We start from the raw sequence: 23138 nt of genomic DNA, 5'->3' as shown, positions 1-23138 counted from the left end.
TGCCCGATTGGAGTGGATCTTCCAGCGGCATGACCGTACGTTCGTGCTCCCTCGGCGGCCTCGGCCGCCGAGGGAGCACCGCCAAGGTGCAAGCAGTCCCTGTGAGTTGAGAGGGCCAGGATCCCCGGCCCGACCGCCCCAGGACGCACGAAGGCCCCCGGTGCTGCGAACACCGAGGGCCAGGCGAAGTCCTTACCCACGACCTTCATCGGCGGCGCGCGACGGATCAGGTCCCGCGCCCCAGTCTGGAGCTTCAGCATGGAGTCTACGTCCCACCAGCCCGATCCGGCAGCTTCCACCGTGAGTTGGCCGCCGGTCGCCAAGGCCGGCAAGCCCGGCACCTACCTGCCCGCCCAGCAGGCCCTCGTGTCCACAGCCTGTGGACACGACGCCGAGGCGGCGCCTGCCGAGCCCGCCGTCCCGGACAGGGCCGACCTGATGCCCGACACCGAGGCGACAGAGGGCGCCGACCTGCTCGCGCAGCTGAAGGCCCGGATCGCGAAGTTCGTGATCCTGCCCTCCGAGGAAGCCCTGGATGCCGCCACGCTGTGGGTCGCGGCGACCCACCTGCAGCGCTCGTGGCAGCACGCCCCGCGCCTGGCCGTGGTCGGCCCGGCGAAGCGGTGCGGCAAGTCCCGCCTGCTGGACGTGCTCACCGAGACCGTCCATCAGGCGCTCCTGACGGTGAACTCGTCTCCGGCCGCTGTGTTCCGCTCGATCACCGAGAACCCGCCCACCCTGCTGGTGGACGAGGCGGACACGATCTTCGGCAGCCCGAAGATGGCGGAGAAGAACGAGGAGATGCGCGGCCTGCTGAACGCCGGGCACCAGCGCGACCGGTACGTGCTGCGGGTGGTCGGAAACGACCACACCCCGCGCAAGTTCCCCACCTTCGCCATGGCGGCTATCGCCGGGATCGGCGATCTCCCGGACACGATCATGGACCGGTCGATCGTGATCCGGATGCGGCGGCGTGCCGAGGGCGAGACGGTCTCGCCGTACCGGTCTGAGCGCGACAAGCCCGGGTTCCACGAGATCCGGGACCGGATCGCCCGCTGGACGGCACCGCTCGCCGACCGGGCCCTGTGCCTGGAGCCCGCTATGCCGGTCGAGGACCGCGCGGCCGACACCTGGGAACCCTTGGTGATCGTCGCCGACCTCGCCGGAGGCCCCTGGCCCCGCCTGGCACGGCAGGCGTGCAGGCGCATGGTCGCCGCCGAGGTCCAGGCGGAGGAGGACAACCCCGGCGGCGCACGGATCCTCGCCGACATCCGCCGGATCTTCCACGCCGCCAGCGAGCCGGAGCCGGACAGCATGACCACCGGCCAGCTGCTGTTCGCGCTCAACGGCAACGACGAGGCGCCGTGGGCGGAGTCGGCCCGGGGCGGGCTGACTCCGCGCGCACTCGGCGCGATGCTCCGCGAGTTCGGCATCACCTCCGGCAACGTGCGCCTCGGCGACGGAACCCAGCGCAAGGGCTACACGCGCCACAAGTTCCTCGACGCCTGGCGCCGCTACTGCCCCACCGTCCACCCCACCAGCCCCGCCCTCACGGCCACGGCCACGGCCACGGACGAGAGCGCCGGCACGGGCGCGGGCGGCAGAGGCTGACCACCATCCCCGAACTGCCGTCCCTGCCGTCCCTGCCGTAACAGCGCAGGTCACAGCACCTGCTATCGGGACGCAACGGCCGCCCAAGACGGAAACGCCCCCACCCCGGGACGGCAGCACCCCGCCTGCAAGACGGCGCGCGGGACGGCAACCGTCCCACGCCGCCACCGGCCCGCCGCCGCCCGAACCACGGCGCGAGCGGCGGGCCCGCCCCGGGACGGGAAACACAACCGTCTTGTGCCGTCCCAGCCGTCTCTGTCGTAAAACCGCAGGTCAAAGGCCCTTCCGCTGGGACGGATACGGGACCCAAGACGGATACGCGCCGTGTCCCGAACCTGAACAGCGCCGCGCCCACGGTGCTACCGGCCAGCCGCGCCCGCCCCAGCCCAGAGCCCGTCCGACAGCGCCAAGACGGCAAGACGGCAAAGACGGCAATCCCGCAAACCACCACCCGATCCGCGAGGACCACCTTCCGCATGACCGCCACCAACCCCATACGCCCCCGCCTGGACGCCGTCCTCGTACAGGCCGCCATCGCGGGCGCCCTGTCCTTCGCCCACCTCCACGACATCGCCGAAGCCGCCGGACAGCACGGCTGGAAAGCCTGGGCCTACCTCGTCTCGGTCGACCTGCTGCTCGTCGCTGCATGGCACCGCATGCGCAACCTGCGCACCACCGGACACCCAGCCAGCATCGCCTGGACCTGGTTCGCCATCGCCCTGACCGCCTCCCTCGGCGCGAACGTCGCCACCGCCGGCCTCCTCGACCTCGCCCACGTCCCCGCCTGGCTGCGGATCCTCGTCGCCGGATGGCCCGCCCTCGCCTTCTTCGGCGGCACCCTCCTCGCCCACAACACCACCACGACCAAGGCCCCCGCCGAACCCGAACCCGCCAAGGACGAGCTCCCGCTCCCCGAAAACCCCGAGCCCTCCCCAGCAGCCCAGCCCGTACCAAACGCGGAGCAGGACGGCCCGTCCAGCCCCGCGCCGGTGGCTGAGCGCAGGGACGACGTCCCGGCCTCCGACGAAGAACCGGTCGCGCCTCGCAAGCGCCCCGGACGCCCACCGGCGAAGACCATGGACCAGCTCGTGGAGATGATGCGGCCGGTCGTCGCCGAGCGCGGTGTCAGCGTCGCAGTGGTCGAGAAGGCCCTCAGCGACGCCGGGATTCCGATCAGCAGCAAGCGGCGGACGGAGCTGATGACGCTCCTGCGGGATGAGCAGGCCGACCCTCAGCCCGACCACGCCGCCCGCGAGCTCGAGCAGGCGCGTGAGCACCCGGTGCCGGCCTGACACCCCTCCATGGGTGGCCGCCCGCCAACGACCCGTACGGCGCCTGGCGGGCGGCCCCTTCACCGCCAAGTGGTCTGGCGGATGTCCACCTCGTGGTCAGCGAGATCCGCCAAAGCACCGGATCACCCTTCCGCCGAACCGGTCGCCGCCCGATCCGGTCCGTGCGCCGCGTTCGCATCCCGCTCGCACCACAGCACCTCGACGACCCCGCGACAGGAGATCAGCCCGTGACCGACACCCAGTACCCCCGCGGCGCCGCCAGTGAGAGCGCGAGGGAGAGGAAGAAGTCCCATACCGTGAAGGGTCTTTGGCAGCGGGCGTTCGGCAGCCGTGCCCCTGGCGGAGCCAGTAGTACCGCGTGTCCGACTCGTGGCCGGACTCGCGGGATCTCCGCCCCAGGGGTGGCGGAGACGGCCCAGCGCGAGGGCGCGCCGGGCCAGGAGGTCGGGGCCGAGGGCGGCCCCGACCCGGACAAGCTCCTTGCCGTCCAGCAGCAGATCCTCGCCGACGTCCGCCCGACCGAGACCGACAACGAGTCCTCCGACCACAGCGCCGCTGATGATGCCGCGCCGAAGAACCGCCGCTACACCGGCACCAAGCGCGAAGAGCGCGTCGGCCCTCTGCGGTTCGAGCCCAAGGAAGAGCCTCGGCTGCGTGCGGCTGCCACCGCCAACGGCTACCGCGGCCTGTCCGGGTTCGCCGCCGATGTCGTCCTGGCCTTCATAGCCGGCCGGTTCTTCATCGACCTGCCCCTGGCGGAAGAACGCCGACTCATCCACGAGTTCCGCGCCCGCGTCCTGCGCCAGATCAGCGGTATCGCCAGCAACGTCAACCAGATCGCCCGAGCCCTCAACGGCGGATACGAGCCCCCGGTCGACATCCGCCGCACCCTCGACGAACTGCACTGCCTGCTCACCGAGATCGCCGAGGCCCTTCGCCAGCCCGCCAACCAGGAAGGCTGAACACCGCCGTGATCGCCCCCATCAAGAACCCCGGCTCCAACACCCGCGGCCTGCTCGCCTACCTCTACGGACCCGGCCGCCACGACGAGCACCGCGACCCGCACATCGTCGCCGGCTTCGCCATGCTCGCCATGCCCGACCCCGGCCGCGACGAGAACGCCACCCTCACCCAGCTCGCCCGCTACCTCGACGAGCCCGTCCGCCTGCGCAACAGCGAGCCCGGCAAGAAGCTCACCGACCACGTCTGGCACTGCCCCGTACGCGCCGCACCCGAGGACCGCTACCTCTCCGACGCCGAGTGGTCCGAGATCGCCGAACGCATCGTCCAGGCCGCCGGCATCGCCCTCAAGGACGACGACCTCGCCTGCCGCTGGATCGCTGTGCGCCACGCGGACGATCACATCCACATCCTCGCCACCACCGTCCGCGAGGACGGCCGCCGCCCCAAGCTCCACAACAGCGGCCAGCGTGTCGGCGCCGAGTGCCGCGAGATCGAGAAGGACTACGGCCTGCGCCAGCTCGGCACCGGCGACCGGACCGCCGAACGCCGCCCCACCCAGGCCGAGATGCACAAGGCCAAGCGCCTCGGCTGGGAACAGACCAGCCGCGAGTGGCTCCAGGACCGGATCCGCGCCGCCATCCCTCACGCGAGCAACGCGGAGGAACTTCTCGCCTACCTCCAGGCCGATGGCGTCGAGGTCAAGATCCGCCGCTTCCCGTCCGGCGACCTTCAGGGCTACTCCGTCGCCCGCCCCGGCGACCTGAAGGCCAACGGGCAGCCGAACTACATCCCCGGCGGGAAGATCGCCCCCGACCTGTCCCTGCCCAAGCTCCAGGCGCTCCTTGCGGCCGGCAGGCCGGAGGAGCACCCCACCGCCCGCCGCAACAAGCCCGCCACCCGCTGGCAGCACGCCACCAACGCCCTCGACACCTTCACCACCGACCACGACACCGCCGGCGGCAGTGGTGACGCGCGTGCGCAGGCGCACATCACCGCCCTCGGTGAACTGATTGAGGCCACCGCCCAGACCGCGCCCCAGGACCTGCGTGCCGAACTCCGGGCAGCAGCAAAGATCTTCGCCCGCGCGCAGCGCTCCCAGATCAGCGCCGACCACTCGGCGGCAGCCGGTCTGCGACAGGCGGCCCGCGACCTCGTGCACGCCAGCAGGGGCAAGGACGGCAGCACCCTCGCCGTCTTCGTCGCAGCCCTCGTCTGGGCCGCGATCCTTTCCCAGCGTTGGCACACCGCCAAGGGCCATGCTCAGCAGGCCGAAGCCGCGCGCCGAACCGTCCAGCACCTCCAAGCCGCCTACGACCACGCCGCCGCCGACCAGCTCGCGTTCCTCGCCCAGCGCCAGCCCAAGGAGCAGACCCGCAACACCCTCGCCAGCGACGTCCGGGCCGCCATCCCCGACCACGCGACACGGATCCTCGCCGACCCCAGCTGGCCCGCCCTCGCCACCGTGCTCGCCGACGCCGAGGCCGGCGGCTACATACCCCGCCAGCTCCTCACCGAGGCCGCCGCCCGCCGCGAACTCGGCAGTGCCCGCCTGCCCGCCAAGGTCCTCATCGCCCGTATCCAGCACACCAGCTACAACCCCGCACCCAACCGCACCGTCGAGGCGGCACTCCTGCGCTCGTCCGCCGCCCCGTTCGTCCGCCACCACATCACCACCCCGCCGCCCACCACGAAGGCCCGGCAGCGGCCCGGTACCCAGCCCCGACACCGTTGACCGCCAGCGCCCGAAAATCGGTGCTCGTTGGGTCACGGCGCTGCTGTGGCGCCGGCTTGGTGCCACAGCAGCGGTCGCCCTATTCCGGCAGCATGTGCATGTCGATTGCCCATAGGGCCAGATTGAGGACGTGTACGGACGGCCTCGGTGTCAACGACGCGAGGACTAGCGGTAGATCTACGTTCCTCTGAAAGCCGCGCCGGGTGATGTTTCGGTGAACTACACTGTGGAGCTGAGCTGGCACAGGTATTCGGCCTTTGTAGAGGGTGGCCTAGCGATGACTGAAGAAGCTGACCTGCCAAGCGATGAACCTGTGACCACAGCAGATGATGCACCGTCTGAGGGCGCCGTTGCGGCTCTCCCAGAGCGCGTTGCGGACGAGCTGGGGGTCGACTTGGCAGCCTACTTGCTCGGGTGCCAGCCGGGTGACCTCTCCTCGTACTCTTCAGGAGAGGTTCAACTCTCGGAAGGCCAGCTCGCAGTTCTGGCTGACCTTGCGCATCTACGCACACAGCTCCCTGAAAGCCTTAATTTCAAGGACGTTGCGGTTGGGGTTCTGACGCAGTTTAATGACGACGGAATTTCGATCGCCAGAACACTCCGTCTTATATCCCTTGCCGACGAGCGCGTGCCGGCGGGACAGACCGAAGTCGAGATGGCACTCGTCCAGATCGCACTTGATGCATATCCAGCTTTCTTGTTCCTGTCGGAGCTTGATCCGTTCCCAATTCCTATGCCCATGATGAATCTGGGTAATCGCCATGTCACTGCGCTACTTTTTCGCCATCCCGCAGCTTCTCGGTTTTCGGGCGCAGTGCTGCAGGATGCAGTTTTCAAACAGGTCTTCACATATGTAAACGAACATGCCGGTCATGTGGCCAATGTCTTTCGCAATACTGGCAATGGCGGCGGGCTGCAGCTTTCCATGCTTCCCGACATGCTCGTCCACCGCGCATGGACCCAGATAGACAAAGGCGTTATCTCGCCTGGAGATTTCGCGAAGCGGGTGCTGCAGGAGCTGCACCTAGTGCGCGCTGTCTTTGCGGGAAAGAGCCGTTCAGCCACCGCGCTCGTAGGCATGGCCGGGGTTTTGCTCCCGCCCGGTATCCAGCTAACCGTGGGAAATGTTCTGATCCGCCCGACAGCGGGAATGGATAAGCAATTCATTCCTCCTGGAATTCAGGGTAAACTGGCCGGAACTGATGCAGGAGGCGTCACCACGACAATTAGCTACGAGGGTGACCTTGTCATGGAGGTCAAATTCCCCTACAAGGTACGCATCATCCCGGAGGGTATTGGTCTCAGCGAGTGGCCCGAAGATTTGCAGCCGCCCAAGGAGATCGAACAGGCACTTATCCGTCTTCGGTTCGCGTTGCTTCTGGCGGTTGAGCGTGAGGGCCATCGTCCCCAGATCGTGCCGACTTGGCGTATCTATGACGAGCCCATCAAGCAAGGGTTTTCGGCCTCCTGGAACGACTCCCGACAGACTTCCTCTCTCGTTCCGACTCAGCTCTCCGAAGAAGACGTGGCAGCCTGGCAAGAGTGGTACGACCGGCTCTCGGACCCATCGGTCGCGAAGATCGAGCTGGCAATGACTCGGGTTCTCCGAGCGATTGCTGAACGGCGCGAGCTGTCTGACGTGCTTATCGACTCCGTGATCGCTTGGGAGAATCTGTTCGGAACCAAAGAGGGTGAACCGACCTTCCGTATCACGAGCTGCCTAGCCAAGTTGTTGTGCGCACCGGGCCCGGAGCGGCTTGAGCTGCGGCGTGAACTTGGAAAAATCTATGGGCTTCGAAGTGATATTGTGCATGGAGCCAGCAATCTCGAAGCGAGGCATCAGTCGCGCTGTCACGAGGCGCTAGATGTAGCAATCAGGGCTATCAAGATTCTTGTATCAGAGCGCCGGGATATTCTGGCCGAGAAAGACGGGGCGCTGCGCAGTGCCGCCCTCCTGCTCGGCGACTAGGTTACCTTGAATTGTCGAAAAATTGGACACTCAAGAATTTCCGCCAGGCGCGGCTGGAGAGTGAGATGTTGATTCGATACTAAGCTAGTTTAGGTGCAAACGGTGCTGCGGGCGGTCACCAGTTGGTGGTCACCCACAGCTGTTCACTCAGCCTTTGAGTGCGATGTCCAGGTATGCCTGCACTGGCTCGAAGATCCCGTACGGAACGTATTCGGGGATCTCTGCAAGCGCCACCCACGCCAGTGCGTCCAATTCTCGTGGGTCACCGACGGCAACGGTGCCGCTGACGATCTCGCAGGCCGCGTACGACATCCATCGGCCAGTCTCTGGGTGGACGCGCTCGCCGAGGATCTTGACGGCGGCCACGTTCAGCCCCGTCTCCTCAGCGGTCTCGCGGACAGCCGCATGCTCGGGAGACTCGCCGGGCTCGATCTTGCCTGCCGGGAACTGCCACAAGAGCTGGCCCTCGCTGACCCGGCGCCGGACCATCAGCACCCGACCCTCTCGGATCACGATCGCGGCAGCGACACCTGGCGGCCCGTCTGAAGGCGGGAGCATCGGCTAATCCCTCTCCGCCGCTGAGGCCGCCACGGGGCGGAGCAGGTCGAGGACGTGGGTCCAGTTGTACGTGTCGCGGCCCCCGCCGGCCTTGGGCTTGTGGGGTACGTAGTCACCGATCAGGACGCCCATCGACCGGAGCCGGGCCAGGCTCTCCCCGTACGCGGGGTGGGCAGCCTGGGCGGCGTTGACGTAGGGCTGGACGGCCACGGGGATGCCGAGGCCGTACGCCTCGCAGAGGATGCCGAGGGCGAGGGTGTCGGAGATGCCGGCGGCCCACTTGTTGATGGTGTTGAAGGTGGCCGGGGCGACGGCGATCGCGTCGGCCGGGGGCAGCGGCTGGGGGATGCTCGGCGTGCGCCAGGCGGAGCGGATCGGGTAGCCGGTCTGGGCTTCGACGGCTTTCTGGTCTATGAATCCGAGTCCGTTCGGGGTCGCAATCACGCCGACTCCCCAGCCCTCGGCATGGGCAGCGGCGATCAGTTCGCCCACTCCGTCGGCGATGCCCGACGCGCAGACGACGACGTAGAGGAACGGCTCGCGGTGCTCGGTCAAACCTGGACTCCCAACTCCTGGCAGAAACGGCGAAGCTCCGGGACGGCGCCGCGCTGGTCGCGAGCGGCCATGTCACCGGCCAGCTCGAGCACGCTGGGCCGTCGGCGGATGTCCTCCGAGGCACAGCTCTCCGCGATCCTGAGCGCTTTGTATCCCTCGGCCAGTCTGCCCTGCTGGCTGTAGGCCCGTGCAGCCTCCACCCACAGTGCCGCTCGGCGCTCGGGGACCGGGATGCGCCTGCGCATCAGGGGCTGGGCGGCTTCCAACGCCGTTCCCGCGTCGCCCAGGACGACCGAGGCGCTCACCGAGTGAAGTGCCACGTTGGTCGGACTGAAGTTCGCCCAGGCTTCGGGGCTGTCGAGGTCGACGTAGCGCGCGACCTCCTGGGCCTCGACGAGGAACTCGGCGGTCGTGGCGCGGTCGCCGCCGGCGCTTGCGGCCGTCACCCCGCGAAGGAGCATGAGCCCCAGCGCGGCGAGGTACTCGGGCGGGCGCCGGTCGTAGCTGCCGGAGAGCTGGTCGGCGGTGTGCCGGATGAGGGTGACGGCGGGCGCGGTGTGCCGGTCGCGCGCGAGGACGTGCGCCTGGACGCGGACGCTGGAGGCCATCACCACGGGGTCGGCGCTCCGTTCGGCCTCGGCCATGGCACGGCCGACCGCCAGCCAGGCGTTGCCGTGGTCGCCGAGCTTGAGCAGCAGGCTCACCGCGGTCTGGTAGGCCGTCGCGAGGAGGCCAGACAGGACCTGGTCGCCGCCATGGACGGCGTCTTGAGCCTGGCGAAGGTCGGCGATCAACGACGGCAGCGCGCCTTCGAGTTCGGTGTACCGGCAGGTGTAGAAGAGCCTCCGGGCATGGGAGAGCCGGGCCGCGAGTGCGGCCCGGGGTTGTGGCGTGTGCTCGGCCGGAACAGGGCCCGGCAGCAGCGCCTGGACCAGCTCTATCCCCACGCGGGGACGGGGTGTCGGGGTCGCGAGCGCGGCGACGCTCGCGGCCAGAAAGTTGCGACGGTGCATGTCGTCCGTCCTGCTGTCCGCACTGGTATGGGAGGACAGGCCGAGGCTTCCCAGCGGGATGTCGAGCACAGCTGCGACAGCGCGCAGGACGTCGATGTCCTGCGTTCCCTTGCCGCTCTCCAACCGGCTGATCTTCGACTGGTGGTAGCCCAGTTCGGTGGCCACGTCCGCCTGAGACCGGCCGCTCAACACTCGTGCGCGGCGGATCACCTCTCCGATCCCACCCGCAGCGGAGTGTCCTTTGGCCGTCCGCGACATGGCTTCTCCTGCCAATGCTGATCCTGCCCTGGCGAGCCGAGCGTAGCCGCACCAGGACAACCCGTCATGCACGATCTGCATGGATCATGCACGCGGAGCCCATGCCCTAACCGTGGTGCATCGAGATGGAGTTGTCTGGTCGTCAGCAGCTCGATCACCCTCGCAGCTTGCGGTTCCCCGCTCCCGCATGACCGAGGCCCATCTGCGGTCTCTCGCATGCGCGGCTTCACCCAGTGGCTAAGGAGAAGCGCCGATGACCCTCCGCTCGGACGCACAGAGGGGCGAGACCGCGCACCAGCGGGACGCAGTGGCCGTTCCTCTCGCTTCGGAAGCCGGCCGGGCGTCGAACGCAAGCGCGAGCCACTCCGACCGTGCCGCCGCGCGTCGCGAGCGTTTCGCCACCGCTGGCACCCACGCCCGAGAAGTCCTCGACCGCCACCAGTTCGAGGACGGCCGGTGCAGCGACGGCTGCGGCCCCTGGCCGTGCAACAGCGTCGTCGATGCTGTCCAAGCCTGCGACGGTGACCGGTGACCGCCTTCACCCACGCTCGGCGTATTTCGTTCATCGGCACCAGGCGTGACCACGTCCCACCAGCCCGAGAAGCCGTCGTCCGAGTCGCCCGCTCGTGGGGGATCGACCCGACTTCGCTTGGCGACATCGCTCTGGTCGCCGACGAGCTGCTCGCCAACGCGGTCATCCACGCGTCGGGGAGACTGCTCGCCGGCATTTACCTGTCACCGGACGGGGACCGGGTGGTGATCGAGGTGTACGACCCGTCGCGCCGGATGCCCACCGGCGCCGCGAACTTCGGCAACGACGAACTGACCACCGGTCGAGGCATGCTGCTGATCGAGGGCCTGTCGGAGACCTGGGGCGCGGAACCGACGACCCATGGCAAGAAGGTCTGGGCCGAACTGGCGGTGCCCGCTGTCGCGGTACCCGAGCACCCTCGCTCGGCCCGCCGGGCGGCACTCATCGCGAGCCTCGTCCGCACCGACCGTCCCAGGCCCCGTCCCCACGCGCCCACCTGGCCACGCGCCCGCGCGTACAGATGGTTCTCGCAGCACCGCTCGCCGCGCGCCTACCGACTCCGCCCGTGCTGGTCCAGGCGCACCGGCTGGGCGGTGACGGGGGCCGGTCGCTCATTCCCCCGGGAGCGGCCGGCCCCACCCCGTCCGACTCGCGCGGAGCAGCCGTGCTCCACCCGAACTTTGCTCTACGGAAGGATGGATGGATGAGTGACTGGGAGTTCGTGAAGGACAGAACGGCCACGCAGGGCGCGGTGTGGAGGTCCGCCGACGGCCTGCTCTACAAGCGGACCGGCGGTGAGGATCTGCGGGTTGAGACCGAGTTCCAGCAGCTGGCCGCCGGCCTTGGTTACCCGGTGCCGGAGATCGTCGACAGCGGCTCAGAGAACGAGACCTACTTCGTCATCGAGCGCGCCATCGGCGACAGCTCGCTTCACGAGGAGGCGCTGGCCGACGCCAGGCAGGACGGTCAGGTCAGCTACCAGGTGATCAGCACGGCGGCGGCCGTCGCATCGAAGCTCCTGCAGGCCCAGGCGAGGCACCCCCTCCCCGCCACGCCGTGGTTCGAGAAGGCGGCCTTCGCGGCAGAGGTCTTCGAGGAGAACCCGGACTTCGACACCCCGCGCGTCCACGAAGCGGTCAAGCACGCCCTCGACCGGCTGGCCCAGCTCCCGATGGTGCACGGGCACCTGGACTACGGCCTGCCAAACGTCCTTCAGGCCGGCGTCATCGACTGGCAGCACCACGGACCGGTCCCGCTCGGCTACGACGTCTACCCCGCGCTCGACATCGTGGCCTTCAAGGGCGGCGGCAAGGGCTACGGCATCACCCCCGAGCAGCGCGCCGCCTACGTCGCCGCGCTCGACGAGACCACCGCGCCCCTGATCGGGCAGCGGGTGAGCGAGCACCTGGGTGACTTCCTGCTCGTCAAGTGTTTCTTCTTCCTCGCCCTCATGCGGCCCACCGATCCCACGCGGCACGACAAGCACATCAAGTGGCAGTACCGGCGCACCCTCTTCACGATGGGACTTGATCAGTATGAGTCGTCCGACACGATCGACACCGGCACCTTCCCCACTCTGGAACGGTTCACCGCTGAACACCGGTAGGCCGGTCCCCACCGTCCGCGATCGCGACTACCTGATGGACCATCACGGAGTCGTCTTCAAGGTCATCGGCGACAGTCACCCCGGCAGCCACTACCTCGGTTACGTCAAGTACCACCCCGACGAGAAGGGCGACCGGCGGCTGTTCGGCCGGACCTACCGGCAGAACAGCGTCGTGTCGAAGTCCTTCGGCATCCTGGCCGGCAGGCCGGAGTGCTACGTCTACTCCGACACCCTCGGCTGCGTCATCACCGGCATCCCGCGCGAGGACGTGGCCGTCCACTACTCCTGCCGTCAGGCCCTCGCCGCCATTTACGAGGACCCCGGCGCGGTCGCCGACAATCCGGCCGGCAAGGATCTCCTGGCGATCACCGAGTGGATCACCGCGAACGACGCCCAGGGCCTGATCGGCGTCACCGGCTCCTTCCTCGTCGGCTGCTTCAACGAGCGCTCCGACATCGACCTCGTCTGCTACGGACCCGAGGGCTACCAGGCCGCACAGGAGCTCTTCCAGCAGACCGAGCTGATCCGGCCGTATGACGGAGACGACCTCACCCGGCTGTACATCCGCCGAGCTAAGTACATGGAGGGCAGCTCGTTCGACGCCCTCATCAAGCAGGAACGCCGCAAGCTCCAAGGACTCACCGCCAACGCCTGCGCGCACATCAACTGCGAACCCATCCGCTCCGACCGCGACAAGACCTTCGCCCGGATCTCCTCCAAGGAGATCGGCGAGATCTCGCTCCTCGCCAAGATCACCGACCACGCCGAGGGTCTCACCACCCCGGCCGTCTACGGGATCAAGGTCAAGACCATCCTCAGCTCGACCATCGACGAGGCCGACTCCTTCGCCCGCCGGATCACCCACATGCGCTCCTACCTCGGCGCCTACACCGGCGCCTTCAGGTCCGGCGACACCGTGCACCTGTCCGGCAAGCTCGTCCACACCAAGGACGGCGAACACAGCGGCTTCGGCATCGAACTCACTCCCTGGACCGTCAGCGGCTCCTACGTCGCCAACCTCGCCGGATAGGAGCCTCGTCTTGCCCCTGCTCGTCATCCGACACGCCGAGTCCGTCGAGAACGCCGACAAGTACAACGGCTTCTACCAGGACCCCCGCCCCTATAGCGGAGCCACCGCCCATGCCATCTCCCGCACCATCGTCGGCCTGACCCCGCGCGGCTTCCGGCAAGCCCAGTGGCTCGCCGAGGTCCTCCCGCAGCTCGCGGGCTCCGATCTGCTGCACGTCTACACCTCGACCTACCGCAGGGCGATCGACACCGCCGCGATCGCCCTGCCGGCCCTCCCCGATGGCTGGCCCCAGCAGACCGCGCTCCTGGACGAGCAGCACTACGGCGACGCCACCTACATGACCAAGCGCGAGCTGTACGAGAGCTACCCCGCACTCGCCGAGGACCGCCGCCTGCGCAAGCACGTCTGGACCGCGCCAGGTGGCGGCGAGTCGCTCGCTGAGGGCGTGCTCAACCGGGCCGCCGAGTTCGCCGCCCTCGCCCAGGCCGAGCTTCAGGGCGCGCGTACCGTCGTCGCCTTCACCCACCAAACCGCTGCGGTGGCGCTGCGATCCCTGCTCGAAGTCCGCACCCTGCCCGAGATCCTCGCCGAGGAGCGGAAGGGCAAGATGCCCAACGCCGCGATCCTCCACTACGAGCTGCACGACGGCCGGCTCACCCGGACGGGAACCACCACCCCGCCGATCTAGGAGACGCCCGTGCGACACCTGTTCCTCAACGGGCCCGTCCAGAACGGGCCCTTCACCTTCGCTACCTGGCCCGGCAAGGCCGTCGGCATCCGCCTTGCCGCCGCCCTCAACGCCATCCTCGGTTTACCGCCGGCGCCCCACCTGTGGAATACCGTCACCCTCGCCGGAGACCTCCGCCACCGCCAGGCCGAGGGCCCGAAGATCCCACGCCAGCGCTTCGAGGCCGACCTGATAGCCGACAAGTACACGCCTGGACAGTCCCCGGAGGGCGGCATCATGACCGACACCGACGCCGAGGTCGCCGGCCTCGCGCTGGAGATGATCGAGAACAACCTCCGCGCCGGCGCCCTCACTATCAGCCGCGAGACCGTCCCCACCTGCCGGGCCTGCGGCCACATGACCGGCACCGGCAACCACCCCTGCAACGCCTGCGGCAGCACCCACACCGAGGACCGCACCGGCCTCCACCTCGTCGCTGAACTCGCAAAGGACCGTCCCGTCCTCGACCGCTCGGATATCCACGCCAGCCACCGCCAGCAGCCAAAGCACCTCCAGCACACAGCTGCCAACGTCGCCCAGCGCCTGATCCTCTCCCGAACCCGCGACCACGGCATTGACCTCTCGCCGCTTGGGCTCCACGGCCTTGTCCTCGACCCGCGCGCCGGCATCCATGCGACTGTCCTCGCGGCAGCCCGAAGGCACCAGGTGGACGCAGCTGTCATGACTACCACTCAGAACGCCGCCAACCACATCGCCGCTCATGGCCAGCACTTCCGTGAGTTCGACGGCATCCGGGTCCAGTACGCTCTCCACGGCCACCTTCCGTACGATCACATGGTCAGCGTGCAGCCGCTACACGATGCGTACCGAGCCACTCAGGAGGTCAAGGATGGCTTCGAATCGTGGTTTCTCCCGGTCCTCTCGCTGAGGACCAAGACCGTAACGAGGCCGGATCAGCTGCCCGCGCTCTTTAAGCACTACATGCGGGCACACCTAGCCAAGCCTGTTGTGGCCGACGGAGCCGCCTTCGAAGCTGTACAGCGCTCGATATCCGCCGGCGACACGGAATGGATCACGAACAGGCAGGCAATGGCCAACGTGATGGCTGCCCGAACGGAAAGGTTGGTTGCTGCTACGGAGATGTGACAAGCCGTTCCGACAAGCTCGCCACTCTCGGCTTGATTGTTGTCCCGGAGGTCCCCTCCTGGATACCCGACCAGGAGGGGACCTCCGCTCGTAGGCAGGCCGATTAATCCAATGGCCCGAACGAACCGAATGCCTGCCGGCTGCAGGGACTCAAATGACTACCTCGCCGACTAGTTCGTCAATCTCGGGACTAATGTTCGCAGAAGAGAGTTCACCTCTAACGAGATCACGGGCTCTCTGGAAACCAACCGCTTGAACATCAACACTGGCCGCTACATCCTGCGCAAGTGTCGACAGTTCGGCCAATCTCATGTGCCGAGCATCCTTCGGATTGAATCGTGGGATCGGCAAATGCCAGAGGTATTTGTTGAAGTGTCGGGCGCCGAACAATCCTCGCGACTGCAGGGCAGAGACCTTGCCGAGAGTAACTTCGCTGTTCAGAATGGCGGTCAGATAGAGGGCTGACTCCAAGTCGTGAACGGTAAGCCAGAAAAGTGAATTGTCGATGATCAGTTCAGGATCTTCGGTGTATGCTGCAGCGAGAGTGGTCCCTGATGCGACATGCACTACACGGTACTTTCCCCGGCGAAGCTGTTTTGCGAGCTTCCCCTGGTAGTTAATCTGATCCATCAGAGAAAGCTTACTCTTGTCGCCCTTATTGGCTTCCCAGACCGCCGATGCGTCGTTCCACCACGCTGAGAGCCCCTCATAGTCGGCAATTTTTCCTTCGTCCAGAAGCTTGCCATCAATGACTGGCAGCACCGCACGCCACGGCTCAAGGAGCCGGTATGGAACGAGCGTCGATCCTAGGGCAACGCGATGGAAGAATGCCGACTCGATCCGTCCGGTCAAGCCCGGAAGATCCTTCCAAGGCTTTTTCTCCAGCGACGTACGGAGAGACTGAACACGGACATTCCCTGAAGCAACGCCCAGCTGACTTACCTCGCGCTCGGTAACGTACAGGAGGAACCTAGGCGCGATAATAGCGCCCTGAAAAACGATATCCGAGTATGGCGACTTAGGACTGTCGTCGTGAGACAAGGCCACAGATACGCCCGCTTGCTCCTTGACGATGCTTCTGGCCTTGTCAAGTCCGATTGAACGGATTCCCAGATTTCCCGTGAAGACTCGAACGTCATTGGGCATCCGGGCGGCTTCGCCTGTCTTTCGTCCGAGAACGACAGCTGCTGGCACTGGAAATATTGCTGGGCGAATCTTCTCAAGATCCCAGACTTCATCGAAGCTGGCGCGTACCTTGACATCGGTTTCAGAGCTTTGGCCCATGAGTGTCAACCATCTGCCCGACCTGAAGCCTTCGTACTGGGCCCGAGATAGTACAGCCTTGGGCACAACGAATCCGAATTTTCCGTCGGCCTTTAGATATTGCTCGACGCTTCGAGCAATAAAGAGTCCGACCAAATCCTGATGCGCAGAGCTGTGTTTTCCGGCCCACAGGTTTCGTGCCTGGCTGAACCGCTTAAACTGCTTCTGCATGGCGTCGGTCATGTACTTGTAGGCGACCCACGGAGGGTTTCCTACCAGAACATCCATACGGCGGTTCGGGAGCGCGAACCACAGGGGACGGACCTGATTACGGACGAAATATCCCCAGATGTGATTTTCGTTGTTTGCGTTCAAGTCGCAAAGGAGGTTGAATGTGTCGATGAGAGTTCGCCGATCCTCCTTGTCGATTACGCCATATCGCCTGAGTGTCGAATCAATTTGCGGCTTCGGCTTCCCGCTAGTGGTGTAAGTCTGAGCAAGACTAGCTAGCTCGGTGATGAGCCGATCAAATGTGGCCGGATCGTCAATGGTGGACAGAGGGAAGCACAGAGATCGGCCGGCAGAGAACAAGACCCCTTGACTCTCATGCGCGGCTAGATCCGCAGTGTCTACCTCGATGCGCATGACCCTTTCGTCTATTGACGCGGCATCGTTGATCCACTGCATTGAGTCGCCCAGATAAACTGGAACATTTATTGGGCCTCGGTCGGCAGAGAGTCGAGCGAATCCGATGGCAAGCAGATACGTAACGCGCGCCAGGACAACGGACACTGGGTGAATATCCATGCCATACACATGCGACAGGACGCTGTTTAGCGCATCGCGATTGCTGAGCCCCTGGGTATCTGCCTCATGGAGATGACGGCGGACGGCGTGAAAAATGAAGGTACCGGACCCGCAGGCCGGGTCCATAACTTTCTGGTCGAGAGGGTTAGTAAGAGCTGACTCGACAACGTGCTCAGCCAACCAGTCTGGAGTGTAGTACTCTCCAAGGCTCTTTCGCGTGTCGGCGCCGATGACGGACTCATACAGAATCTTCAGGACATCATGCTCGACGTTGCCCCAGGAGAATCTCTTCAGTTTCCGGGTGACGTTTGCGACGAACTCTTCCCCGTCCGGGACCTTCAAAATCCAGTCGAAGAAATCGGCTTCTACAACGTTGCTGATCTGCGAATCGGCGAATGCCGCGCCATTGACGAGGGACTTCGGATTTCTGATTGCACCCTCTAGATCAATTCCGGTTACGGCGTGTGCAATGATGTTGGCTTCGAGGACCAGGAGAGTGTGGTCAACAAACAGATGTGCATCGTCGTTGAAGCTAGTGCCCAACGCGGTACGAAGAAGTTTCGCCCAGAGGTGGCGCTTCAGCCTGACTTCTGGATCGCTCTTGGCGGCTTCGTAGTAGGCTCGAAGAAGCCTCTGGTCAGCGCGAAATGAGGGTGACTCGGCACCAAGGCGAGCCTCGATCTCTGCAGGACTTGGAGGGATCGAGCGCCCGGTGGCAAGGATGGATTCGATCCAGACCTGCAAGGCCTCAACGTCCGGATCGGACGGGTCGACTTCGAGAGTGTCGACCCGAACCAGGATATCATTGATAAGTCGGTAGAGATTCCACGTCGCCCCATCGGTAAGAATTCCCAGATAATTCGATCCGATTGTGCGACTCTGCGTCTGAACATATCCCGCGAGCTGATCTTCAGCTTCTGCGACTACCTTGGGATTTCTGATGTCCTTCTTGACCTCAATGACGCATTGGCCGACCTCGATATCGATTCTCCGCCGAGTTCCGTCCTGGGTCGGAACCTCGAGTCGGACTACAGTATCTTCATCAAGGCCCATGGGTGAGGCGAGCAGAAAAGAGCGAATGCCGGCCTGAACGTCGGCTTCTTTTCTGGAGGGCGTCCTTGTCGCAAACTCAGTGACCGTCCGAAGAAGGTGCTCTTGGAGAGTTGGCATGACGCCTCCCGGAAGATGGCAAGGATAGGGCGTGATTCTACCACGGCCGGCGAGGAATGCGGGTCATTCTGCTTGATCGTTGAGTGCGCACGGCTGGGCGGCGCGGGTCGATCTTTATCGCGCGTCTGAAGGGTAGTTCAATTGGATTATTCGTTTGGACCGCCTGTCGCTGCCTGGAGGGTTGGCCGCCCGGCGTTTCGTCTCTACCGGGTTGGCGCCGGGTGGTCGGTTGCGAGTTGCCGCTTCGGGCGCCTCCTGAAGCATGTCTCAAGGTTCTGGACCATCGGTGTCCGGTGGTCCCGCTCACAGGTCGCTGTGCAGATAGCCGGCGATACGTTACTTGTCGGCGAGAGGATGGCCCGGGTCGCCGATTCCCTGTCGGGCGTCTGCTCCGGGCGCCTCTCGGTGTTCGCTGTGGGGCAGGTCTGCGTGAGCGATGCGTGAGCGGACGAGGCGGCAGGTGCCGGTTCGGGCGGGATCGTGGATCACAGCGCAACGCTCTGACCTGCGGGTTCATCACCAAGCGATCTACGGCGACACCAGCCATCATGATCACTCTCGGGCTCGTAATGCGTAGGTCGCGGGTTCGAATCCCGCAGGCGGCTCGCGCCGTTGCCGCAAGGTTTGCTTAAGCCCCGCCTTCAGAACCTTTCGCTACCGCAAGTGATCCGGTCCGGCCACGATCGGGGTGATGGCCGTTGGATGGGGGAGCGAGAGACGTGGGGATCCTGCCAGTTCGTAGGGGGAATCCGGGCCGGGGTCGGCTTTGGGTGAGTAGGGGGGCCGGGCAAGGGCGGGGTGGCCGGGTTGAGGCTGAGGCCGTGGTGGGGGCGGGGGATGTGGCGGCGGTGGGTTCTGGGGAGCGGCCGCGGTCGTTGTTGGGGGGCCATGCGGACTTTCGGAGGTTGTTCACCGCGTACAGCTTGAGTCAGGTGGGTACTCAGGTCAGCTACGTGGCGGTGCCGGTGGTGGCGATCGAGGCGCTTGGTGCCGGGGCCTCTCAGGTCAGTGTGTTGGCGTTTCTGGGGTCGTTGCCGTTTCTGCTGGTCGGGCTGCAGGCCGGTGCGTGGCTCGAGCGGATGCCGCGGCGGCCGGTGCTGGTGGTCACCGATGTGGTGCGTGGTGTGTTGATGGCGTCGGTGCCGGTCGCCTGGGTTTTTGATGTGCTGACCAGCGCCCAGCTCTGTCTGGTGGTGCTGCTCGTCGGTGTCGCGACCGTTTTCTTCGAGGTGGCGTCGGGGGCCTATCTCCCGCGTCTCGTCGGTAGGGAACACCTGATGGAGGCGAATGCCAGGCTGGGCGGCATGTTCGCGGGCGCGGAGGTCGCGGGTCGGAGCATCGGCGGTTTCCTCGTTCAGGTGCTGACCGCGCCGTTCGCGATTGTGGTCAACGCCGTGACGTACCTGTGGTCCGCCGTCTGGCTGGGCCTGATCCGCGAGCGGGAGCCGCGGTTGGAGAAGGCCGGCACGGCCAAGCCTCTGTGGCCGGAGGTCCGGGCCGGCCTCGGGTACGTGTTGGGTCATGGGGTGCTGCGGAGCGTCTCGTTGGAGGCGTCCTGGAGCAACTTCTGCCTGCGGATCGTCATCACGCTCGTCCCGGTGCTGTACGTCTCGGCGCTGCACCGTTCCGCCTCCCTGGTCGGTGCCTTCCTGACCTCGGGTGGTGTGGGGGTGTTCCTCGGGGCGGCGGTCGCCCGCCGGATCGGGCGCCGGCTCGGTTACGGCCGGGCGCTGTGGGTGGTGGGCGCCTGTTGCGGGCCGTTCGCGTTGGCGGTGCCGTTCGCCGTGGACGGGGCCGCGGTGTGGATCGGCATCGTCGCCTGGGCGGTGGTGGCGTTCAAGGTCGGTGTCGACAATGTGCTGAAGGCCGCGATCCGTCAGCACGTCACCTCGGACGGGATGATGGCCAGAATGGGGGCGACCTACCGTTTCCTGATCACCGGGGTGCTGGCGATCGGTTCGGCGGTCGCGGGTATGCTGGCGGGCGCGACCGGGGTGCGGATGGCGATCCTGGTCGGCGCGGTGGGCCTGACCGGGAGCTGGCTGGTGCTGTTCTGCTCGCCGGTTCGCAGGATGCGGGAGCTGCCCGGCACCGAGTGAGTGCCCGGGCCGGCGCCGGCGATCCGGTCAGAGCGTTGCCTGCGCGGTCCTCGACAGTGCGGCGATCGTCGCGCGGATCGCCGGGCGACGATCGCCGCCGGCCCGCCAGACCGCGTAGACGTGCCGGCTCAGCAGCGGCCTCGCCCGGACGATCCTTACGCCTTCCGGGATCGGGTCCCGGCCGAGCCGTGGGATGATCGCGATGCCGAAGCCGGCCTGTACGAGCGCCAGTTGGGTGGCGTATTCGCCGGCCGTGTGGACGATCCGGGGCTCGATGCTGTACCCCCGCAGGGTGTGGAGCAGCCATTCGTAGCAGCCGGAGCCGGGGGTCCAGCTGATCCACCGGTCGCTGTGCAGTTCGACGAGGTCGACCGTTTCGCGCGCTGCCAGTGGATGGCTCGCGGGCAGCGCGATGTCGGCGACGTCGTCGAGCAGTTCCGTTCGGCTCAGCCCGGGCGGGAGGTTCAGCGGCACGTTGAACCAGTCCTGCAGCACTGCGATGTCGAGGTCGCCGCGGATCACCAGCGGTACCGACGCGTCGGGTTCCAGTTCGGAGATCCTGGGGCGCAGCGCCGGGAACTCGGCGGCGAGGCGGACGAGTGTGCCGGTCAGCAGGCCGCGAGCCGCTGTCGGGAACCCGGCTATCGACACCTGCCCGACCACCGCGCCGCGGTGCCCCTCCAGTTCGGCCTCGGTCTGGTCGACCAGGGCCAGGATCTCGTCGGCCCGTTCGACGAGCAGTTTCGCGGCGTCGGTCAGCAGCACGCCCCGGCTGTGGCGTTCGAGCAGGGTCTGCCCCACCTCGCGTTCGAGCTTCGCGAGCCGCTGGGACACCGCCGAGGCGGTCAGGTGCAGGACTGCCGCGGCCGAGCTGATCGATCCGGTGGTGGACACCGCGTGCAAGGCCCGGATCCCGTTGAGCTCCAGCATGTGCGTCCTTCCGCGGGTGGTCGGCGTCGAAGCCGTTGAGGACGGACAGCTCCGGCGGACGATCACCGCTGTGTCCTGCCGCAGCATGCCACGGACCGGGCGGTCGAACACCGCCCGGGCCCGGCAGGGGGCCGCACACGAGAGTGCGGGGGAGTTCAGGCGCGGCGGGTGGCCAGGTAGTCGGACCAGGTGGCGGTGCCGTCGGGGTGGGTGGGGGTGGTGAGGTGGCCCTGGCGGAGGGCGGTGCCGAGGCGGCCGGGGAGGTGGACGGGGAGGACGCGGCGGCGGTGGGGGTGGGTGGTGCGGAGCCAGGTGGCGGCGAGGTGGGTGGAGGGGTGGATCTCGGGGCCGCCGAAGTCCGGGGCGTGGCCGACGGGTTGGCCGAGGGCGAGGGTGAGCAGGCGGTCGGCGACCTCGGTGGGGTGGACGGGCTGGCAGGGGGTGTCGGCGAGCATGGGGAGGACGGGCAGGCGGGCGAGGGCGGTGAGCATGCCCTCGAGGAACTGGGGGAACTGGGTGGCGCGCAGGTTGGTCCAGCCGAGGCCGGATTCGGCGAGCAGCCGCTCGACTTCGAGTTTGACGCGGAAGTACTTCGTCGGGACCTGGTCGATGCCGACGATCGAGATGTTGACGAGGTGTCGGACGCCGGCCCGGCGGGCCGCGTCGAGGAGGTGGCGGAAGGCCGGCAGGTCGTCCTTGGGGTGGCGCGGGTCGCTGGCGCAGTGGATCACCGTGTCCACGCCGATCAGCGCGGCGTCCAGGCCGACGTTGGCGACGAGGTCGCCGGTGCGCCAGTCGGTGCCGGCCGTGCCGGGGAGGTCCGGCGGGGTGGTGCGGCGGGTCAGGGCGCGCACGGTGAGCTCGGTTTCGTGCGCCCGGCGCAGAATTTCGCGGCCGAGCACGCCGGTCGCGCCGGTCACCAGCAGGGTGCGGTCGTTCATGGTCGGTTCCTTCCCGGAGGGGATCTCGGAAGGAAGGAACCGGGCAGTCAGGCGTTCTGTGACAGCGGGCGGTGGCGGGCCGCGAAGTGGGCGAGTTTGTCGGGGTTGCGCAGGATCCGGACGGTGGTGACGCCGTCCGGTCCGGCGTCGATGGAGCCCAGCGTGGTGAGCCGGTCGCCCTCCCAACCGAGCACCGCCGGAAGGCCGTTGGCCTCGGCGGCCTCGAACCGGACGCCGGTGGTGAAGCGGGCGAACAGCCCGGCGAGGAAGCGGGTGACGTTGTCGCGGCCGGTCACCGGGCGCAGCGCGGCCCGGACCTTGCCGCCGCCGTCCGCCCACACCACGACCTGTTCGGCGAGGAGTTGTTCGAGCCGGTCCAGGGCGCCGTCGGCCGCGGCGGAGAGGAAGCGTTGCAGCAGGGCGGCGTTCTGGGCCGGGTCGGGTGCGGGCTGCGGGGCGTCGTCGGTCAGGTGCCGGTGGCCGCGGTGGTAGAGCTGGCGGGCGGCGGGCTCGGAGCAGTCCAGGACGCCGGCGATCTCGCGGTGGCTGTAGGCGAAGGCGTCGCGCAGCACCACCGCGGCCCGCTCGGGCGGGGTGAGCCGCTCCATCAGCGTGAGGACGGCGAAGGACACCGCCTCGCGCTGCTCGGCGTGTTCCATCGGCCCGAGGGCGCCGCCGCCGGTGGCGACCGGTTCGGGCAGCCAGGTGCCCGGGTACTCCTCGCGCCGGGCCCGGGCGGAGGTGAGGCGGTTCAGGCAGAGGTTGGTGAGCACCTTGTTCAGCCACGGCCCGGGTGCGGCGATCTGCCCCGGCAGCGCCCCGTGCCAGCGCAGGTAGGTGTCCTGCACGGCGTCCTCGGCCTCGGCGGCGGATCCGAGCATCCGGTACGCGAGCGAGAACAGCCGTGGCCGGTGGGTCTCGAACTCCTCTGCCGCGTTCATGACGCCCACGTTAGCGGGGCCGGACGGGACGGCC

The 23138-nt window shown here is 67.0% G+C and carries 18 protein-coding genes; 11 read left to right on the top strand and 7 right to left on the bottom strand.

Annotated features, from left to right (window positions below):
• The first annotated feature begins 258 nt into the window (after positions 1–258).
• From ACFV18_RS29890 to ACFV18_RS29870, 5 genes are all read left to right on the top strand, one after another.
• A complete protein-coding gene (locus tag ACFV18_RS29890) occupies positions 259–1611 on the top strand; it encodes a DUF3631 domain-containing protein (RefSeq protein WP_380488368.1) in 1353 nt (450 codons plus the stop codon).
• A 476-nt stretch (positions 1612–2087) separates the two neighbouring features.
• Positions 2088–2903, top strand: a complete 816-nt coding sequence (locus ACFV18_RS29885; RefSeq protein ID WP_380488367.1) for a DUF2637 domain-containing protein — start codon at positions 2088–2090, stop codon at positions 2901–2903.
• A gap of 401 nt (positions 2904–3304) precedes the next feature.
• Entirely contained in the window at positions 3305–3865 is a 561-nt protein-coding gene (locus ACFV18_RS29880; RefSeq protein ID WP_380488366.1) for a MobC family plasmid mobilization relaxosome protein, read from the top strand.
• Between the two features lie 8 nt (positions 3866–3873).
• On the top strand, positions 3874–5598 hold the full coding sequence (locus tag ACFV18_RS29875; protein ID WP_380488365.1) for a relaxase/mobilization nuclease domain-containing protein: 1725 nt from the start codon (positions 3874–3876) through the stop codon (positions 5596–5598).
• A 277-nt stretch (positions 5599–5875) separates the two neighbouring features.
• Positions 5876–7567, top strand: coding sequence for a hypothetical protein (locus ACFV18_RS29870; RefSeq protein ID WP_380488364.1), 1692 nt, complete (start codon positions 5876–5878; stop codon positions 7565–7567).
• A 147-nt stretch (positions 7568–7714) separates the two neighbouring features.
• Here ACFV18_RS29870 and ACFV18_RS29865 read toward each other — a convergent pair whose 3' ends face one another.
• From ACFV18_RS29865 to ACFV18_RS29855, 3 genes are read right to left on the bottom strand one after another with little or no spacing between them, the layout of a single operon-like run.
• The gene (locus tag ACFV18_RS29865) at positions 7715–8125 is read right to left on the bottom strand and encodes an NUDIX hydrolase (RefSeq protein ID WP_380488363.1); all 411 of its coding nucleotides are present in this window, start codon (positions 8123–8125) and stop codon (positions 7715–7717) included.
• 3 nt (positions 8126–8128) lie between these two features.
• Positions 8129–8680 (bottom strand): flavoprotein, encoded by a 552-nt coding sequence (locus ACFV18_RS29860; RefSeq protein ID WP_380488362.1) that lies wholly within the window; start codon positions 8678–8680, stop codon positions 8129–8131.
• Positions 8677–9951, bottom strand: coding sequence for a helix-turn-helix domain-containing protein (locus tag ACFV18_RS29855; protein WP_380488388.1), 1275 nt, complete (start codon positions 9949–9951; stop codon positions 8677–8679). The genes ACFV18_RS29860 and ACFV18_RS29855 overlap by 4 nt, the downstream gene beginning before the upstream one ends.
• A 528-nt stretch (positions 9952–10479) precedes the next feature.
• Here ACFV18_RS29855 and ACFV18_RS29850 point away from each other — a divergent pair.
• The 5 genes from ACFV18_RS29850 to ACFV18_RS29830 are packed head-to-tail and all read left to right on the top strand — an operon-like array spanning position 10480 to position 14953.
• Entirely contained in the window at positions 10480–11190 is a 711-nt protein-coding gene (locus ACFV18_RS29850) for an ATP-binding protein (protein WP_380488361.1), read from the top strand.
• Positions 11187–12089 (top strand): phosphotransferase, encoded by a 903-nt coding sequence (locus tag ACFV18_RS29845; RefSeq protein WP_380488360.1) that lies wholly within the window; start codon positions 11187–11189, stop codon positions 12087–12089. The genes ACFV18_RS29850 and ACFV18_RS29845 overlap by 4 nt, the downstream gene beginning before the upstream one ends.
• A 34-nt stretch (positions 12090–12123) precedes the next feature.
• A complete protein-coding gene (locus tag ACFV18_RS29840) occupies positions 12124–13119 on the top strand; it encodes a nucleotidyltransferase domain-containing protein (protein ID WP_380488359.1) in 996 nt (331 codons plus the stop codon).
• 10 nt (positions 13120–13129) lie between these two features.
• The gene (locus ACFV18_RS29835; protein ID WP_380488358.1) at positions 13130–13807 is read left to right on the top strand and encodes a histidine phosphatase family protein; all 678 of its coding nucleotides are present in this window, start codon (positions 13130–13132) and stop codon (positions 13805–13807) included.
• Positions 13808–13816: 9 nt separating this feature from the next.
• A complete protein-coding gene (locus tag ACFV18_RS29830) occupies positions 13817–14953 on the top strand; it encodes a hypothetical protein (protein WP_380488357.1) in 1137 nt (378 codons plus the stop codon).
• 150 nt (positions 14954–15103) lie between these two features.
• On the opposite strand, the gene ACFV18_RS29825 is transcribed toward ACFV18_RS29830, so the two are convergent.
• Positions 15104–18193 (bottom strand): N-6 DNA methylase, encoded by a 3090-nt coding sequence (locus ACFV18_RS29825; protein WP_380488356.1) that lies wholly within the window; start codon positions 18191–18193, stop codon positions 15104–15106.
• Positions 18194–19014: 821 nt separating this feature from the next.
• Here ACFV18_RS29825 and ACFV18_RS29820 point away from each other — a divergent pair.
• Positions 19015–20292, top strand: a complete 1278-nt coding sequence (locus tag ACFV18_RS29820) for an MFS transporter (RefSeq protein ID WP_380488355.1) — start codon at positions 19015–19017, stop codon at positions 20290–20292.
• Between the two features lie 27 nt (positions 20293–20319).
• Here ACFV18_RS29820 and ACFV18_RS29815 read toward each other — a convergent pair whose 3' ends face one another.
• The 3 genes from ACFV18_RS29815 to ACFV18_RS29805 form a co-directional block, all read right to left on the bottom strand.
• Positions 20320–21222 (bottom strand): LysR family transcriptional regulator, encoded by a 903-nt coding sequence (locus ACFV18_RS29815; RefSeq protein ID WP_380488354.1) that lies wholly within the window; start codon positions 21220–21222, stop codon positions 20320–20322.
• 155 nt (positions 21223–21377) lie between these two features.
• The gene (locus tag ACFV18_RS29810; RefSeq protein ID WP_380488353.1) at positions 21378–22163 is read right to left on the bottom strand and encodes an SDR family oxidoreductase; all 786 of its coding nucleotides are present in this window, start codon (positions 22161–22163) and stop codon (positions 21378–21380) included.
• A 47-nt stretch (positions 22164–22210) separates the two neighbouring features.
• Positions 22211–23104: an RNA polymerase sigma-70 factor gene (locus ACFV18_RS29805; protein WP_380488352.1), complete on the bottom strand. Its 894-nt coding sequence runs from the start codon at positions 23102–23104 to the stop codon at positions 22211–22213.
• Positions 23105–23138 lie beyond the last annotated feature (34 nt).

It is taken from the genome of Kitasatospora sp. NPDC059673 (assembly GCF_042734215.1).
Classification (GTDB): domain Bacteria; phylum Actinomycetota; class Actinomycetes; order Streptomycetales; family Streptomycetaceae; genus Kitasatospora.
The sequence above is the reverse complement of the archived record's forward strand: the minus strand, read 5'-3'. Positions and strand labels throughout refer to the sequence as shown.

Coding starts and splice junctions, on each gene's coding strand:
- ACFV18_RS29885 (WP_380488367.1), top strand. CDS start 2,088: ATGACCGCCACCAACCCCATACGCCCCCGCCTGGACGCCGTCCTCGTA.
- ACFV18_RS29815 (WP_380488354.1), bottom strand. CDS start 21,222: ATGCTGGAGCTCAACGGGATCCGGGCCTTGCACGCGGTGTCCACCACC.
- ACFV18_RS29855 (WP_380488388.1), bottom strand. CDS start 9,951: ATGTCGCGGACGGCCAAAGGACACTCCGCTGCGGGTGGGATCGGAGAG.
- ACFV18_RS29805 (WP_380488352.1), bottom strand. CDS start 23,104: ATGAACGCGGCAGAGGAGTTCGAGACCCACCGGCCACGGCTGTTCTCG.
- ACFV18_RS29825 (WP_380488356.1), bottom strand. CDS start 18,193: ATGCCAACTCTCCAAGAGCACCTTCTTCGGACGGTCACTGAGTTTGCG.
- ACFV18_RS29810 (WP_380488353.1), bottom strand. CDS start 22,163: ATGAACGACCGCACCCTGCTGGTGACCGGCGCGACCGGCGTGCTCGGC.
- ACFV18_RS29870 (WP_380488364.1), top strand. CDS start 5,876: ATGACTGAAGAAGCTGACCTGCCAAGCGATGAACCTGTGACCACAGCA.
- ACFV18_RS29845 (WP_380488360.1), top strand. CDS start 11,187: ATGAGTGACTGGGAGTTCGTGAAGGACAGAACGGCCACGCAGGGCGCG.
- ACFV18_RS29865 (WP_380488363.1), bottom strand. CDS start 8,125: ATGCTCCCGCCTTCAGACGGGCCGCCAGGTGTCGCTGCCGCGATCGTG.
- ACFV18_RS29840 (WP_380488359.1), top strand. CDS start 12,124: ATGGACCATCACGGAGTCGTCTTCAAGGTCATCGGCGACAGTCACCCC.
- ACFV18_RS29890 (WP_380488368.1), top strand. CDS start 259: ATGGAGTCTACGTCCCACCAGCCCGATCCGGCAGCTTCCACCGTGAGT.